The organism is Stenotrophomonas beteli (assembly GCF_001431665.1).
In the GTDB taxonomy this organism is placed as follows: Bacteria; Pseudomonadota; Gammaproteobacteria; order Xanthomonadales; family Xanthomonadaceae; genus Stenotrophomonas; species Stenotrophomonas beteli.
In genome coordinates this window covers 1-14,931 of sequence record NZ_LLXV01000020.1, presented here as the reverse complement: position 1 = coordinate 14,931, position 14,931 = coordinate 1, and the positions used below count along the sequence as shown (strand labels likewise).

Here is a 14,931-nt window from a genome sequence, read left to right as displayed (position 1 = left end):
CCCACGGAATGCCCGCTTTTGCCGTTGCCGTTGCTGTTGATTCAGCCGGTGCAGGGCTGCAAGCCCTGCCGCAGACCCTTCACACCACTGGGATGCTGTGCTGCCCCAGGCTCCGGTACGGCGGCGTGGACATCACCATCTCCGCCAGCGAATAGGCCAGCTCACGCTCGGCCATCACCGTGCCATCGGCACCATGCTCCAGCAGATGCTTCACCTCGGCATCGCTGTGCGCACGTGCCAGCAGGGTCAGGTCCGGGTTGATCGCACGCAGCTTGGCCAGCGCTTCACCGGCTTCCAGCGGCTGCGGGATCGCCAGCACCGCGATCTTCGCCCGCTCCGGATGCGCCTCGGCCAGCACCCGGTCGGCCGCCGCACTGCCGCGGATCGCCGCCAGGCCCTTGGCGTGCGCTTCCTCGACGTGTTCCTTGTTGTCATCGATCACCAGCACCGGCACGCCACGGTCGCGCAGCACCTGCGCCAGTTCGCTGCCGACCCGGCCATAGCCGATCACGATGGCGTGGTCATGCAGATCGCGCGACGGGCCGATGGCTTCAGGCGGCTCGGCTGCCTGCGGGGACTGCTCCTGCTTGGCCTGCCAACGGTCGAGCAGGCCGAACACCAGCGGGTTGAGCATGATCGACACCAGCGCACCGGCCAGCACCAGCGACTGGCCTTCCTTCGGCAGGATCTGCAGCGCCACGCCGAGGCCGGCGATGATGAAGGCGAACTCGCCGATCTGCGCCAGGCTGGCCGAGATGGTCAACGCGGTGCTGGTGGGATGGCCGAAGGCCCGCACGATGAAGAACGCGGCGGCCGACTTGCCGAACATGATGATGGCGACCGTCGCCAGCACCTGCCACGGGTGCTGCACGAGGATGTTGGGGTCGAACAACATGCCGACCGAGACGAAGAACAGCACCGCGAAGGCATCGCGCAGCGGCAGCGAATCATGCGCGGCCTTGTGGCTCAGTTCCGATTCGTTGAGCAGCATGCCGGCGAAGAACGCGCCCAGCGCGAACGAGACGCCGAACAACATGGCCGAACCGAATGCCACGCCCAGCGCGATCGCCAGCACGGACAGGGTGAACAGCTCGCGCGAACCAGTACCGGCGATGCGCTCCAGGATCCATGGAATGACCCGGCGCCCGACCACCAGCATCACCGCCACGAACAGGCCCAGCTGCACGAAGGTCCAGCCGATGTCGGCCAGCACGCTGCCCAGCGAGTGCGACTCCTTGGCCGCATCGGGGCCGAACACGCCGGCCATCACCGGCATCATCACCAGTGCCAGCACGCAGGCCAGGTCTTCCACGATCAGCCAGCCGACCGCGATCTTGCCGCGCATCGTCTCCAGCAGGCGGCGTTCCTCCATCGCCCGCAGCAGCACCACGGTACTGGCGGTGGCCAGCGAGAAACCGAAGATGACGCCATGGATGGCCGGCCAGCCCATCAGCGAGGCCACGCCCCAGCCGAGCAGGGTGGCCACCGCGATCTGGCCGATGGCGCCGGGAATGGCGATCGCCTTGACCGCCATCAGGTCCTTCAGCGAGAAGTGCAGGCCGACGCCGAACATCAGCAGCATCACGCCCAGTTCGGCCAGCTGGTTGGCCAGCGCCTGGTCGGCGACGAAGCCGGGGGTGAACGGGCCTACGCAGATGCCAGCAACCAGGTAACCGACCAGGGGAGACAAACGAAGCTTGTTGGCCAGCGCGCCGAAGATGAAGGCGAGCCCCAGGCCAACGGCCACGATGTTGATCAGGTCGGTGTCATGGTGCATCGGCACTCGCAGGAAATCGGGGGTATCCCGATTTTCACCGATGAGGCCAGATACGGCAAACCTTAAATGCGAATGGGGTCAGAGCCCTTTTCCAGCAGGAAAAGGGCTCTGACCCCACCGGGTATGCCGGCCAGCGGCCGGCACTACCGCTTACCAGGTGTACTTGACCCGCCCGTACACATACGCGCCATTGAAGCCGAACGGCGAGTAGTTGCTGTACGGCAGCATGCCGAAGGTGGAGTTCTGCAGGTCTTCGGTGCGGTCCGGATACTTGTCCAGCAGGTTGTCGGCGCCCACGGTCAGGGTCCAGTTGCTGCTCGGCTTGTAGCTGGCCGAGGCATCCACCACCCAGGCGTCGCCGTAGGTCTGGTCACGCAGCGCGGTGGCCGAGTTGCGCACGGTGAACTTGCCGTAGCGGGTTGCGGCCAGGCCCAGTTCCCAGTGGTCCGAACGCCAGGTGCCGCTCAGGATCGCCTTGTCGCGCGGGTAGCTGTCCTCGATGCGGCCGATCTCATCGCGGCCGATCAGCGACTGGGTCAGGCCCAGGGTGCCGAACACCGCCGGGGTGCCGCCGACGCGGCGTACTTCGGTGTCGTTGTAGCTGTACGCTGCGGTCAGCTCCAGGCTGCTGGCGCTGAACGGCACGGTGTAGCTGGAGACGAAGTCCACACCACGGGTGCGCGTATCCAGGCCGTTGGTGAAGTACGAGAACGCGGTCACCTGTGGCAGGCCCAGGGTGCCCAGCAGCGCGCTGGTGGCGGCATTGGTGGTGATGCTGGACGACAGCGCGATGCGGTCATCAATGTCGATCTGGTACGCATCGACGGTGATGTACAGGCGGTCGACCGGCTGCAGCACCAGGCCCAGGCTGTAGGAGGTGGAGGTCTCGGCCTTCAGCGGCGAGGCGCCCAGCGCCTGCGCGGCCTGGCTGGTGGTCGGGAAGGTGCCACGCTCGACGAACACGCCATTGAGGAACTGGCTGGTCACCGCCTGGTAGCCCTGCTGCGCCAGCGACGGTGCACGGAAGCCGCTGGAGGCGGTTGCCCGCAGCGCGACCTTGTCGGTGAACGCGTAGCGCGCCGACAGCTTGCCGGAGAAGCGGTCGCCGAAGTCCGAGTAGTCTTCGTAGCGGCCGGTGATGCCGGCCGAGAACTTCTCGGTCAGGTCCGCTTCCAGGCCGGCGTAGACCGCGTAGTTGTGGCGGTCGGCGTGCACCTCATTGGTGGGGGTGAAACCGCCGAAGCCCTGCGCGCCACTGCCGGTATACGAGTTCAGTTCGCCGGGGTTCTGGTCCCACTTCTCCTTGCGGTACTCGCCACCGAAGGACAGCGTGACCGGATAAGCCAGGCCCCAGTCCAGCGACTTGGTCAGGTCAGCATTGAAGATGTCCTGCTGGTACTTCAGCGTGCCGTCGTAGAACGAGCGCGGGCTGGTCGCGCCCAGGCTGTAGTTGATGCTGTTGCGGGTGTGGAAGTCCAGGGTGTTCTCGCCGTGGTTCAGGCTCAGGTCCCAGGTCCAGCCGTTGTCGGTGTTGCCCTTGACCCCGGCCAGCAGCGAGCGGTCCTTGGAATACTGGTTGATTTCCGGCACGTAGCCGTCCGGGTAGGTCTGTGCCAGCAGCGCGCTCTGCCCGCTGTGGTTGCGCGAACGGTAGAAGGCGAACGAGGTGATGTCGCGGTTGCTGAGCAGCGCGCTGGCGTAGCCGGTCACGTGGTCGCTGAAGTCGAAGCTGGCGTTGGCCGAGGCCGCGGTGGCATCCACGCGCGGGTCGCCGACGATGAAGGTCTTCTGGCCGATGCTGGGGAAGTTGCCGGTGTTCGGCGTGGTGCCGCGGTATGGGCCGGCGCGGTTGCTTTCGTCCTGCTGGCTGATCTGGCCGGCCACGTGCACGCGGCCACGGCCGTTGCCGAACTCGACGCCGGTATCGCCGGAGAGCTGGTACTTGTTGCCGTCGCCGGCCGAGTACTGGCCGTAGTCCACTGCCAGGCTGCCGCCGCTGCCGCTGCCCTTGAGCACGATGTTGATGACGCCGGCGATGGCGTCCGAGCCGTACTGCGCCGAGGCGCCGTCGCGCAGCACTTCCACCCGCTCGATGGCGGCGATCGGGATCGCGTTGATGTCCACCGCCGAGGAACCACGGCCGATGCTGCCGTTGACGTTGATCATCGCCGAAGTGTGGCGGCGCTTGCCGTTGACCAGCACCAGCACCTGGTCCGGCGACAGGCCGCGCAGCTGCGCCGGGCGCACGCCACTGGTGCCGTCGGTCAGGGCCGGGCGCGGAAAGTTCAGCGAGGGCAGGGCGCGCGACAGCGCGGTGGCCAGTTCGCTGGTACCGGTCGACTGCAGCACTTCGGGGGTGATGATGTCGATCGGCGACTGCGATTCGGCGACCGTGCGGTCGGCCACGCGGGTGCCGGTGACGATCACCGTATCCAGGGTATTGGCAGCGGTGCCGGCCTGCTGGGCAGCGGCAACGAACGAAGAGCCACCGAGTGCGACAGCGACGGCGGCGGCGATCAGGCTGGTCTTGCGGGTCATCGGGATGGGGCTCCGGTTGGCGGGGGGGGCACCGGAATCGACATCACGGGGGTGAGGCGGACGGCGGTTGTTGCGGTGCGCAATACAGGAATTAACGGGATATTCAGTGCCTGTCAAATGCCGGTCATCGGAAAAAACGTTGCAGCAGCAACCATTTAGCCGTGACCGGCACTGACCGGGGGAGGGGGCCCGGGACGCGCGCGGTGAGGACGTGGGAGAGAGGAACGTCGGCCGCCGCGCATCCCGGGGCGCGTCAAGTATTCGTTAACGCTAGAATTGCGTCGCAGGAACAGTGCTTACCAGCACATTCCATCCGGTTATATGGACCCCACCCCCGATGATCTCCCTTCGTAATTTCGCCTTGCGCCGCGGCGAGCGGCTGCTGTTGTCCAATGTCGACCTGACCCTGCACGCCGGCTACCGGGTGGGTGTGGTCGGCCGCAACGGTGCTGGCAAGTCCAGCCTGTTCGCGGCGGTGAAGGGCGAACTGGAGGCCGACAAGGGTGACGTCGACCTGCCCGGCAAGGTCCGTATCGCCAGCGTCGCCCAGGAAACGCCGTCACTGCCGGACCCGGCGCTGAGCTTCGTGCTGGGCGGTGACATCGAGGTGGCCGCGGTGCTGGCCGCCGAGGCCGACGCGACCGCCCGCGAGGACTGGGAGGCGGTGGCCGAAGCGCACACCAAGATGGCCGAGCTCAATGCCTACGACGCCGAAGCGCGCGCCGGCAAGCTGCTGCACGGCCTCGGCTTCCCGGCCGAGACGCATCACCGTGCGGTGTCCTCGTTCTCCGGTGGCTGGCGCGTGCGCCTGAACCTGGCCCGTGCGCTGATGATGCCCAGCGACCTGCTGCTGCTGGACGAACCGACCAACCACCTGGACCTGGACGCGGTGTACTGGCTGGAACAGTGGCTGCTGAAGTACCCGGGCACCCTGCTGCTGATCTCGCATGACCGCGAGTTCCTCGACAACGTCGCCACCCACACCCTGCACCTGCACGGCGGCGGCGCCAAGCTCTACCCGGGCGGCTACACCGATTTCGAGCGCCAGCGCGCCGAGCAGCTGCGCCAGCAGCAGATCGCGCACGAGAAGGAACAGGCCGAGCGCGCCCACCTGCAGAGCTTCATCGACCGCTTCAAGGCGCAGGCCAGCAAGGCCGCGCAGGCGCAGAGCCGCATGAAGCGCCTGGCCAAGCTGGCCGGCACCGAAGCGGTGCGCGCCGAACGCGAGTTCCGCATCGAGTTCGCGCCGCCGGCCAAGCTGCCGTTCTCGCTGATCCGCCTCAACCACGTCGAGGCCGGCTACGGCAAGGATGCGGTGATCCTGCACAACGTCGGCTTCGGCCTGGAAGCGGGCCAGCGCATCGGCCTGCTCGGCCCGAACGGTGCCGGTAAGACCACGCTGGTGAAGACCCTGGTGGGCGAACTGGCGCCGATCGTCGGCGAGCGCATGGCGCACCCGGACCTGAAGATCGGCTACTTCGCCCAGCACACGGTGGAGTCGCTGCACGAAGGCCAGTCGCCGATGGAACACTTCCGCGAGATCGCCCCGGACGCACCGAACCAGTCGTTCCGCGATTTCCTCGGCAAGTGGAACTTCCCGGGCGATCGTGCATTCGAGCCGGTCGATGGCTTCTCCGGTGGCGAGCGCGCACGCCTGGCGCTGGCGCTGATCGCCTGGCAGCAGCCGAACGTGCTGCTGCTGGACGAACCGACCAACCACCTTGACCTGGAAATGCGCGAAGCCCTGGCCGAAGCGCTGGCCACCTTTGAAGGCGCGATCGTGATGGTTTCGCATGACCGCCACCTGATCGGCCTGGTCTGCGATACCTACTGGCGCGTGGCCGATGGCGTGGTCGAACCGTTCGACGGTGACCTGGACGCGTACGCCGCGTGGCTGCGCACCCGCCCGCAGGCGCAGGGCACCAAGGCGCGCATGGAGCAGGTGGAAGAGCCGGTGGTGGTCAAGACCGCGCCGGTGGCGCAGGTGGTGCAGAAGAAGCCGGTGAACCCGCACAAGCTGGCCGCCGCCGAAGCGAAGGTGGCCGAACTGGAGAGCGCGCTGGCCGAGCTCGACCGCCAGCTGGCCGATCCGGCCAACTACGCCGATGCCACCCGCATGGCCGTGCTCGGCCGTGACCGCGAAACCGCCACCGCGCAGCTGGAAAAAGCCGAAGCCGCGTGGATGGAGCTGCTGGAGTCCTGATCACGCAAAAAAAAGGGGACGGAGGGGATCAAGTCGTTTGTGCCCCAAACGACTTGATCCCCTCCGTCCCCTTTTTCATCCCTGCGCCTGCAGCCATTCGCGGAAACGCCTGGCCGGCTCGCGCTCGGCGCGCGAGCGCAGCCGCGTCAACCAGTAGCGGCCCAGATCCAGCGTGATGGCGAACGGCTGCAGCAGGCGGCCCTCGGCCAGTTCCTGCTCGAACATGCGCAGCGGCAGCAACGCGACGCCAGCGCCGCCGATCGCGGCCATCGCCACCGTCAACGACGAATCGAACACCGGTCCGCGTGCCTCCACGCCGCTGACGCCTGCCGCCTGCAGCCAGCGCGGCCATTCATCGCTGCGGTAGGAACGCAGCAACGGCAGCGCACCCAGATCGCGTGGCTGCTTCAGCCGTCGCGCCAGCGCCGGCGCACACAGCGGCGCGAACGGTGCGTCCAGGATGGCCGCGCAGTCCTGGCCCTGCCAGTCGCCATCGCCGAAGCGGATCGCCAGGTCCAGCCCTTCGCCGGCCAGGTCGATGCGGTTGTTGTGGGTCTGCAGGCGCAGCTCGATATCCGGGTGCGCGGCTTCGAACGCAGCCAACCGTGGCAGCAGCCAGCCGGTGGCGAAGGTGCCGACCACGCCCAGGGTCAGCACTTCGCGTGCCGGGCCGCCGGTGTAGCGCGCGATGCTGGCCGAAATACGCTCGAACGATTCGCTGAGCACCGGATACAGGGCGGCGCCTTCATCGGTCAGGGCCACACCGCGCGGCAGGCGATGGAACAGGCGGATGCCGAGCCGGTCCTCCAGGCCGCGGATCTGGTGGCTCAGCGCGGCTTGGCTGACGCACAGCTCCAGCGCGGCGCGGGTGAAATTCTGGTGGCGCGCGGCGGCCTCGAAGGCGCGCAGGGCGTTCAACGGCAGGGTGGGGTGCAGCATGGTGCAGTCGTGAGCTGGGGTGATGGCTGATCCTAGCGTGCCAACGGGTGATTCCGGGAAATTAAGGGGTTGAATGCGTCAGGCATGAGATCAGCTAATGTCTGAGGCTGATTTTTTGCGCTGGTCGCCTCCCCGGGGCGATGCCAATAATCGATCGGTCCCCAGGAGAATCCCTATGCTCGCTCGTCGCCGATTCCTGCAGTTCAGTGGTGCCGCCGTTGCTTCCTCGCTTGCGCTGCCGTTGCTGGCACGCGCGGCAGGCAAGCCCACCGCCTCCACCGCCACCGACGCTGCGATCGCCGCCGCCACTGATTTCGCCGCGTTGGAAAAGGCCTGCGCCGGCCGTCTTGGCGTGACCCTGCTCGATACCGCCAGCGGCCGCCGTGCCGGCCATCGCCAGGACGAGCGTTTCCCCATGTGCAGCACCTTCAAGAGCGTGCTGGCCGCCACCGTGCTCAGCCAGGCCGAGCGCGCGCCCGCGCTGCTCGACCGGCGCGTGCCGGTACGCGAGGCCGACCTGCTCTCGCACGCACCGGTCACCCGACGCCACGCCGGCAAGGACATGACCGTGCGCGATCTGTGCCGGGCCACGATCATCACCAGCGACAACACCGCGGCCAATCTGCTGTTCGGCGTGGTCGGCGGCCCGCCGGCGGTCACCGCCTTCCTGCGCGCCAGCGGCGATGCGGTAAGCCGCAGTGACCGCCTGGAGCCGGAAATGAACCGCTTCGCCGAAGGCGACCCGCGCGACACCACCACGCCGGCGGCGATGGCCGGCTCGCTGCAGCGCGTGGTGTTGGGGCCGGTGCTGCAACCGGCATCGCGGCAGCAGCTGGCCGACTGGCTGATCGACAATGAAACCGGCGATGCATGCCTGCGCGCGGGCCTGGGAAAGCGCTGGCGGGTGGGTGACAAGACCGGCAGCAATGGCGAAGACGCGCGCAACGACATCGCCGTGCTTTGGCCGCGTGCCGGCGGGGCGCCCTGGGTACTGACCGCGTATCTGCGCGCCGGGCAGATCAGCTACGAGCAGCAGGCCGCCGTACTGGCCCAGGTGGGGCGGATCGCTGATCGGCTGATCGGTTGAGGTAACCGGGAGCCATTCGTTGGCGGCTTGCCGGATCGGTCATGGACGCGCATCCTGCGCGCGTTCCAACCCCACGGAAGACCCCCCATGAGCCATGAACTGATCTACCTGCTGCTGATCTTCGCGCTGCTGGTGATCCCACGCGCATTGCAGCGTTTCAGCCTGCCTGCGCCGTTGACCTGCCTGTTGTTCGGCATCATCGGCATGCTCTGGCTGGGTGATCAGGCACATGACGCGGTGATCGGGCTGCTGGCCACCCTGGGCATTTCCTCGCTGTTCCTGTTTGCCGGCCTGGAAGTGGACCTGCAGGCGCTGCGCCGGGGCATGTGGCCGCTGCTGGCGCATCTGGTGATCCGCACCGGCACCCTGTTCGGTGTGGGCTGGCTGGCCTGGCGCTATGCGGGGCTGCCCTGGCAGGCGGCCGGCCTGCTGGCCCTGGCGCTGCTGACTCCCTCCACCGGTTTCATCATGGATTCGCTGTCGCGGCTGGGCCTGAGCGAGGACGAGCGGTTCTGGGTCACCAGCAAGGCCATCGCCGGCGAACTGCTGGCGCTGGCGGCGTTGTTCATCGTGCTGCAGGCCGGCGATCCGGGCCACATGGCGTTGTCCAGCCTGGCCCTGCTGGCGATGATGATCGGCCTGCCGCTGCTGTTCATCGCCTTGGGCCGCTGGGTGGCGCCGCACGCGCCCGGTTCGGAGTTCTCGCTGCTGGTGATGGTGGGCATGGTGGCGGCCTACATCACCTACCTGCTGGGCGTGTATTACCTGGTGGGTGCGTTCATCGCCGGGCTGGTCGCGCGCCTGCTGCACCAGCGCATGCCGCTGCTGGCCTCGCACGAGAACCTGCACGCGCTGCGCCTGTTCGCCTCGTTCTTCGTACCCTTCTATTTCTTCAATGCCGGCACCAAGGTGCCCAGCGAAGCACTCAGCTTCGAGGCGCTGGGGCTGGGCATCGTGATCACGCTGGTGGTGCTGCCGCTGCGCATCGGCGTGGTCTGGCTGCAGCGCCGGGTGATGTTCGGCGAAAGCTTCCGCAGCAGCCTGCGGGTGTCGCTGGCACTGGCGCCAACGCTGATCTTCACCCTGGTGCTGGCGGCGATCATGCGCGAGCGCTTCCAGATCCCGGCGGTACTGTTCGGCGCGCTGCTGCTGTATGCCGCGCTGACCACGCTGCTGCCGTCGCTGGTGTTCCGTACCCCGTTCGATGTCGATCCGGTGGAGCAGGAACCGACGGGCGAGGGCGCTGCTGCCCCGGTGGCGGCCACCGAAACGCTGCCGGAACCGCACATCGCCGAACGCTGAGCGGTTGCCGCGTGCGGTTTGCGCCCGTCGGCCATGGCCGTTAGGGTTGGGGCATGAAACTGCCTGCCGTTGTCACCGCTTCCGCCCTCCTGCTCACCCTTGCTGCGTGTTCGCAGCGCTCCGATACGGTCGCCCATGATCTGGCGACCGCACCGGCCGATGCCTTCATGGCCGCCATCGCCGCGCACTGCGGGCAGGCCTATGAAGGCAAGGTGGTGCAGGACACGCCCGCGCCGACCGGCAAGGATCCCTTCGCCGGCCAGCGGCTGGTCATGCATGTGCGCGGCTGCGCAGACCCTGCCCACGAGCTGCGCATCCCGTTCCATGTGGGCGATGACCACTCGCGTACCTGGGTGCTGACCCGCACCCCGACCGGCCTGCGGCTGAAGCACGACCATCGCCACCAGGATGGCAGCGCCGACGCGATCACCCTGTATGGCGGCGACAGCACCCCCCCGGGAACCGCCGGGCGCCAGCAGTTCCCGGCCGATGCCGATTCGGTGGCGATGTTCCGCAGGGCCGACATGCTGGCCTCCACCCACAACACCTGGGCGATGGAGATCGATCCGGACCAGAGCTTCGTCTACGAGCTGACGCGTCCGGACGGCCGCCGTTTCCGCGTGCAGTTCGACCTGGCCAAGCCGGTCGACCTACCACCCCCGCCATGGGGCGACGACACAGCACCCGCGCCGTGATCCCGGGGTCGGATCCCTCCTGCGGAGGGCTCTGACCCCGACCCTGCACTCATCGCGTGCCGAAGCGTGCCCGGCAGCCATTGCTGACCCACACCTGGCCGCGTGAATAGCCCCAGCTGCGGCCTTCCTGGCAGGCGCTGCCGGACAGCTGCTGCTGTAGCACCGGGCGGCCCTGGCGCTCATCCCAGTCGCAGTTCTGCGTGCGGTTGTTGTTGCTGCTGCAGGTGATCGAGTAATTGCTGTTGCCACCGCCCCAGCCGCCACCGCCGCCGCCCCAGCCGCGGGCTTCGGTGAACTCGGCGCGGCAACCATTGCTGACCCATACCGCACCGTTGCGCACGCCCCAGGTGCGGCCCTCGTCGCAGGGGCTGCCGGACAGCTGGCGCACCAGGCGCGCATTGCGCCACCCGACCGGGCAGCTGCGCTCGCGGTTGTTCTGGCTCTCGCAGCGGATCGTCTGGCCCGAACCGCCGTTGTTGCCGCCCCAGCCGCCGCCGTTGCCACCGCCCCAGCCGCCACGGGCCTCGACGAACTCGGCCCGGCAGCCGTTGGTGACCCAGATGCTGCCGTTGCGGCTGCCCCAGGTGCGGCCTTCCTCGCAGGCCGAGCCGGACAGCTGGCGGACCAGCTGCGCATTGCGCCAGCCGGTGGTGCAGACCCGTTCGCGGTTGCTCTGGCTTTCGCAGCGGACCACGCCGTTCTGCGCGTGTGCGGCGGGCGCGGGCAGAGCGGCGCTGGCAAGGCAGCCCAGGCTGAGGGTCACGGCCAGGCTGGCCAGGGACGGCATGTTCATGGCAAAACCCCATACGGTAGGTGGTGCGCGACTATAAGGACCAGACGGATAAAGCCGGTGTGACTGAGCACATTTGCCCCGGCCGGGGCCTCGGCCGCAGAATACGGGGCTTTCCGGTCCCCTTCGGTGCCGGCGTTCTCCAGCGGAGCTTTCCCCCCATGCGTACCCACTTCTGCGGCCTGGTCGACGAGACCCTGATTGGCCAGACTGTCACCCTCGCCGGCTGGACCGACGTGGCCCGTAACCAGGGCGGCGTGTGCTTCATCGATCTTCGCGATCATGAAGGCATCGTGCAGGTGACGGTGGAGGTGGACAACGCCGAGGTGTTCGCCGTGGCCGCCTCGCTGGGTTATGAGGACGTGCTGCAGGTGGAAGGCGTCGTGCGCGCGCGCCACGCGGTGAATGACAAGATCGCCACCGGCAAGGTGGAAGTGATCGCCACCGCCATCACCGTGCTGAACAAGGCCGCGCCGCTGCCGTTCCACGCCCACGAGAACCCGGGCGAAGACACCCGCCTGAAGTACCGATACCTGGACCTGCGCCGCCCGGAAATGCAGCGCATGCAGCGCACCCGCATCAAGCTGGTGCAGGCCCTGCGCCGCCACCTGGACGCGCGCGGCTTCCAGGACATCGAAACCCCGATCCTGACCAAGGCCACCCCGGAAGGCGCGCGCGACTTCCTGGTGCCGGCGCGCATGCACCCGGGCGAGTTCTACGCCCTGCCGCAGAGCCCGCAGCTGTTCAAGCAGATCCTGATGGTGGCCGGCTTCGACCGCTACTACCAGATCGCGCGCTGCTTCCGCGACGAAGCGCTGCGCGCCGACCGCCAGCTGGAATTCACCCAGCTGGACATGGAGTTCGCCTTCGTGCGCGAGCGCGACGTGCAGGATTTCGTTGAGGACATGATCCGCGCCATCTTCAAGGAAGTGGTCGACGTCGAGCTGACCGCCAGCTTCCCGCGCATGACCTGGGCCGAGGCGATGCGTCGTTACGGTTCGGACAAGCCGGACCTGCGCATCGCGCTGGAACTGGTGGACGTGGCCGAGCTGGTCAAGGACAGCGAGTTCGCTGTGTTCACCGGCCCGGCCAACGATGCCGAAGGCCGCGTCGCCGCGCTGCGCATCCCCGGCGGCGCGTCGCTGAGCCGCAAGCAGATCGACGAGTACGCCGCGCATGCCGCCAAGTACGGCGCCAAGGGCCTGGCCTACATCAAGATCGCCGACAACGGCGAAGTCAGTTCGCCGATCCAGAAGTTCTTCAGCGAAGAGCGGTTCGCCGCGCTGGTCGCCCATGTCGGCGCCGGCAACGGCGACATCGTGTTCTTTGGCGCGGGTGGCTACAACAAGGTCTCCGACTTCATGGGCGCGCTGCGCCTGAAGGCCGGCAAGGACTTCGGCCTGGTCGCCGATGGCTGGGCGCCGCTGTGGGTCACCGACTTCCCGATGTTCGAGTGGGACGAGGAAGAACAGCGCTACGTCGCCCTGCATCACCCCTTCACCGCACCGGCCGTGGACGACATCGCCGACCTGCGCGCCAACGCCCGCACCGCCGTCTCGCGCGGCTACGACATGGTGCTCAACGGTAACGAGATCGGCGGCGGTTCGATCCGTATCCATCGTCCGGACATGCAGAGCGCGGTGTTCGAGCTGCTGGGCATCGGCGCCGAAGAGGCCCGCGCCAAGTTCGGCTTCCTGCTCGACGCGCTGAACTACGGCGCGCCGCCGCACGGTGGCATCGCCTTCGGCATCGACCGCATCGCCGCGCTGATGGCCGGCACCGAGTCGATCCGCGACGTCATCCCGTTCCCGAAGACCACCGGTGCACAGGATCTGATGACCGACGCGCCGTCGCCGATCGTCGACGCGCAGCTGGCCGAAGTGCACATCCAGGTTCGCCCCAAGACCAACTGATCAGGAGATCCAGGCAATGACCGAGTTTGCGTTTTCGCTGGAGTGGGAAAAGCTGGGCAATGAAGGCTCCGAGGCCAACCTGGTCACCGAGCGTGCACGCGTGTTCGGTGGTTGGCTGGTCCGCGTCGGTACCAACCCGGCGGCGATGGCCCTGACCTTCGTCGCCGACGGCGAAGGCCGTTGGGACGGTGAGGACTTCGGCGTCGAGGATTATGAGGACGACGAAGAGGAAGAGTACGACGAGGACGAGGAAGGCGAAGAAGAGGAAGAGGACGAGGACGAAGAGGAATACGAGGACGAGGAAGACGAAGCCGCGCAAGCCCCGGAAAAGGCTTGACCCGCGCTTCGCGCTGACGTCAACTTCCTGCATGTATTCGATCCGCCGCGCCACCGTGGACGACGCGCCGACCCTGTCGGCGCTGGCCGCGCGCACGTTCACTGAAACCTTCGGCCATCTGTACCCGCCGCAGGACCTGCAGGCTTTCCTCGACGAGGCCTACACGGTCGAGCGCCAGCGCACGATCCTGGCCCACCCGGACTACGCGGTGTGGCTGCTGGAACTGGATGGGGAGGCGGTCGGCCATGCCGCCGCCGGCCCCTGCGGGCTGCCGCATCCGGACGTCAAACCGGGTGATGGCGAGCTCAAGCGCCTGTACCTGATAAAGACCCAGCAGAGCTGCGGCTGGGGCAGTCGGCTGCTGGAGACCGCGCTGGCCTGGCTGGAGCACGCAGGCCCGCGCACGCTGTGGCTGGGGGTGTGGTCGGAGAACTTCGGCGCGCAGCGCTTCTATGCACGCTATGGTTTCGAGAAGGCCGGCGAGTACCTGTTCCCGGTCGGCGAGACCAACGATCTCGAATTCATCCTGCGCCGCGCACCGCGCGCGACCTGACGTTCACCGCCGCTTGCTGCGCGCGCGTGTTCAATCATCGTACGTTCCTGCCCCGCTGACCGCCAGGCTGTTTGCATGACTCCCCCCGTACTGCTGCTGCATGGCATCTGGAATGCCCGTGCCTGGGTCGGGCCACTGGCCTGGCGCCTGCGCGCGCGTGGTTTCCAGGTGCATGCGTTCGGTTACTCCTCGGTTTTCGGTGGCCCTGACGTGGCCGTGCCACAGCTGCTGGAGCGGCTGGCCGATGCTGGGCCGTTGTCGCTGGTCGGCCACAGCCTGGGGGGCTTGCTGGCCCTGGAAGCATTGCGGCGCAACCCGCAGCTGCCGGTGCAGCGCGTGGTCTGCCTGGGCTCGCCGCTGCGCGGCAGTGGTACCGCACGCTCGTTGTCCGAGCACGGCTGGGGCCTGGCATTGGGCCGCAGCAGCGAACTGCTGCTCGATGGCCTGCCGGACTGGCAGGGCAGGGCCGAGGTCGGCCTGATCGCCGGCTCGGTGCCGCACGGACTGGGCAGCCTGCTGGGCGCCATCGACGATGCCTCCGATGGCACCGTGGCGCTGGCCGAGACCCGCCTGCCAGGACTGGCCGACCATTGCGTGGTGCGTACCAGCCACAGTGGCCTGGTGGTGTCGCCCGATGCCGCACGGCAGACCGCGCATTTCCTGCGCCACGGCCAGTTCGACCACAGCCGCGACGCGGCGGCGGCATAAGGGCAGGGGGAGGCGGGGCCGCCCTGTAGAGCCGAGCCCATGCTCGGCTGCATTCGGTCGGGCCCATCGAGCCGAGCATTGGCTCGGCT

General features: G+C 67.8%; 12 protein-coding genes. 8 read left to right on the top strand and 4 right to left on the bottom strand.

The genetic code is table 11. The features are described 5' to 3' along the window. Positions 1–79: 79 nt before the first annotated feature. A complete protein-coding gene (gene ybaL / locus ARC23_RS04340) occupies positions 80–1,777 on the bottom strand; it encodes a YbaL family putative K(+) efflux transporter (RefSeq protein ID WP_057496110.1) in 1,698 nt (565 codons plus the stop codon). Positions 1,778–1,927: 150 nt separating this feature from the next. After that, on the bottom strand, positions 1,928–4,315 hold the full coding sequence (locus ARC23_RS04335) for a TonB-dependent receptor plug domain-containing protein (RefSeq protein ID WP_057496109.1): 2,388 nt from the start codon (positions 4,313–4,315) through the stop codon (positions 1,928–1,930). Positions 4,316–4,652: 337 nt separating this feature from the next. On the opposite strand from ARC23_RS04335, the gene ARC23_RS04330 reads away from it, so the two are divergent. After that, complete coding sequence (locus tag ARC23_RS04330; RefSeq protein WP_057496108.1) at positions 4,653–6,518, top strand: ABC-F family ATP-binding cassette domain-containing protein; 1,866 nt, start codon at positions 4,653–4,655, stop codon at positions 6,516–6,518. Between the two features lie 75 nt (positions 6,519–6,593). Here ARC23_RS04330 and ampR read toward each other — a convergent pair whose 3' ends face one another. Beyond that, a complete protein-coding gene (gene ampR, locus ARC23_RS04325) occupies positions 6,594–7,457 on the bottom strand; it encodes a LysR family transcriptional regulator AmpR (RefSeq protein WP_057496107.1) in 864 nt (287 codons plus the stop codon). A 175-nt stretch (positions 7,458–7,632) separates the two neighbouring features. Here ampR and blaL2 point away from each other — a divergent pair, with 175 nt between their 5' ends. The 3 genes from blaL2 (at position 7,633) to ARC23_RS04310 (ending at position 10,541) form a co-directional block, all read left to right on the top strand. Next, positions 7,633–8,544 (top strand): L2 family extended-spectrum class A beta-lactamase, encoded by a 912-nt coding sequence (blaL2, locus tag ARC23_RS04320; protein WP_057496106.1) that lies wholly within the window; start codon positions 7,633–7,635, stop codon positions 8,542–8,544. An 87-nt stretch (positions 8,545–8,631) separates the two neighbouring features. Beyond that, a complete protein-coding gene (locus tag ARC23_RS04315; protein ID WP_057496105.1) occupies positions 8,632–9,846 on the top strand; it encodes a cation:proton antiporter in 1,215 nt (404 codons plus the stop codon). A 53-nt stretch (positions 9,847–9,899) separates the two neighbouring features. Then, positions 9,900–10,541 (top strand): hypothetical protein, encoded by a 642-nt coding sequence (locus ARC23_RS04310; protein ID WP_057496104.1) that lies wholly within the window; start codon positions 9,900–9,902, stop codon positions 10,539–10,541. Positions 10,542–10,590: 49 nt separating this feature from the next. Here ARC23_RS04310 and ARC23_RS04305 read toward each other — a convergent pair whose 3' ends face one another. After that, positions 10,591–11,334 (bottom strand): DUF3011 domain-containing protein, encoded by a 744-nt coding sequence (locus ARC23_RS04305; protein ID WP_057496103.1) that lies wholly within the window; start codon positions 11,332–11,334, stop codon positions 10,591–10,593. Positions 11,335–11,492: 158 nt separating this feature from the next. Between ARC23_RS04305 and aspS the strand changes: the two genes are divergently transcribed. The 4 genes from aspS to ARC23_RS04285 all read left to right on the top strand — a co-directional run bounded on the left by aspS (position 11,493) and on the right by ARC23_RS04285 (position 14,842). Further along, positions 11,493–13,244: an aspartate--tRNA ligase gene (gene aspS, locus ARC23_RS04300; protein WP_057496102.1), complete on the top strand. Its 1,752-nt coding sequence runs from the start codon at positions 11,493–11,495 to the stop codon at positions 13,242–13,244. Between the two features lie 16 nt (positions 13,245–13,260). Then, positions 13,261–13,581 carry a hypothetical protein gene (locus ARC23_RS04295; RefSeq protein ID WP_057496101.1) on the top strand — a complete coding sequence of 107 codons (321 nt, stop codon included), beginning with the start codon at positions 13,261–13,263 and terminating at the stop codon, positions 13,579–13,581. A gap of 31 nt (positions 13,582–13,612) precedes the next feature. Then, the gene (locus ARC23_RS04290; protein WP_057496100.1) at positions 13,613–14,134 is read left to right on the top strand and encodes a GNAT family N-acetyltransferase; all 522 of its coding nucleotides are present in this window, start codon (positions 13,613–13,615) and stop codon (positions 14,132–14,134) included. Between the two features lie 75 nt (positions 14,135–14,209). Continuing rightward, positions 14,210–14,842, top strand: coding sequence for an esterase/lipase family protein (locus ARC23_RS04285; protein ID WP_057496099.1), 633 nt, complete (start codon positions 14,210–14,212; stop codon positions 14,840–14,842). The last annotated feature ends 89 nt before the right edge of the window (positions 14,843–14,931 follow it).

Bases quoted from the DNA above. Each gene is read 5' to 3' on its own strand.
- ybaL (WP_057496110.1), bottom strand. From the start codon at position 1,777: ATGCACCATGACACCGACCTGATCAACATCGTGGCCGTTGGCCTGGGG.
- ARC23_RS04335 (WP_057496109.1), bottom strand. From the start codon at position 4,315: ATGACCCGCAAGACCAGCCTGATCGCCGCCGCCGTCGCTGTCGCACTC.
- ARC23_RS04330 (WP_057496108.1), top strand. From the start codon at position 4,653: ATGATCTCCCTTCGTAATTTCGCCTTGCGCCGCGGCGAGCGGCTGCTG.
- ampR (WP_057496107.1), bottom strand. From the start codon at position 7,457: ATGCTGCACCCCACCCTGCCGTTGAACGCCCTGCGCGCCTTCGAGGCC.
- blaL2 (WP_057496106.1), top strand. From the start codon at position 7,633: ATGCTCGCTCGTCGCCGATTCCTGCAGTTCAGTGGTGCCGCCGTTGCT.
- ARC23_RS04315 (WP_057496105.1), top strand. From the start codon at position 8,632: ATGAGCCATGAACTGATCTACCTGCTGCTGATCTTCGCGCTGCTGGTG.
- ARC23_RS04310 (WP_057496104.1), top strand. From the start codon at position 9,900: ATGAAACTGCCTGCCGTTGTCACCGCTTCCGCCCTCCTGCTCACCCTT.
- ARC23_RS04305 (WP_057496103.1), bottom strand. From the start codon at position 11,334: ATGAACATGCCGTCCCTGGCCAGCCTGGCCGTGACCCTCAGCCTGGGC.
- aspS (WP_057496102.1), top strand. From the start codon at position 11,493: ATGCGTACCCACTTCTGCGGCCTGGTCGACGAGACCCTGATTGGCCAG.
- ARC23_RS04295 (WP_057496101.1), top strand. From the start codon at position 13,261: ATGACCGAGTTTGCGTTTTCGCTGGAGTGGGAAAAGCTGGGCAATGAA.
- ARC23_RS04290 (WP_057496100.1), top strand. From the start codon at position 13,613: ATGTATTCGATCCGCCGCGCCACCGTGGACGACGCGCCGACCCTGTCG.
- ARC23_RS04285 (WP_057496099.1), top strand. From the start codon at position 14,210: ATGACTCCCCCCGTACTGCTGCTGCATGGCATCTGGAATGCCCGTGCC.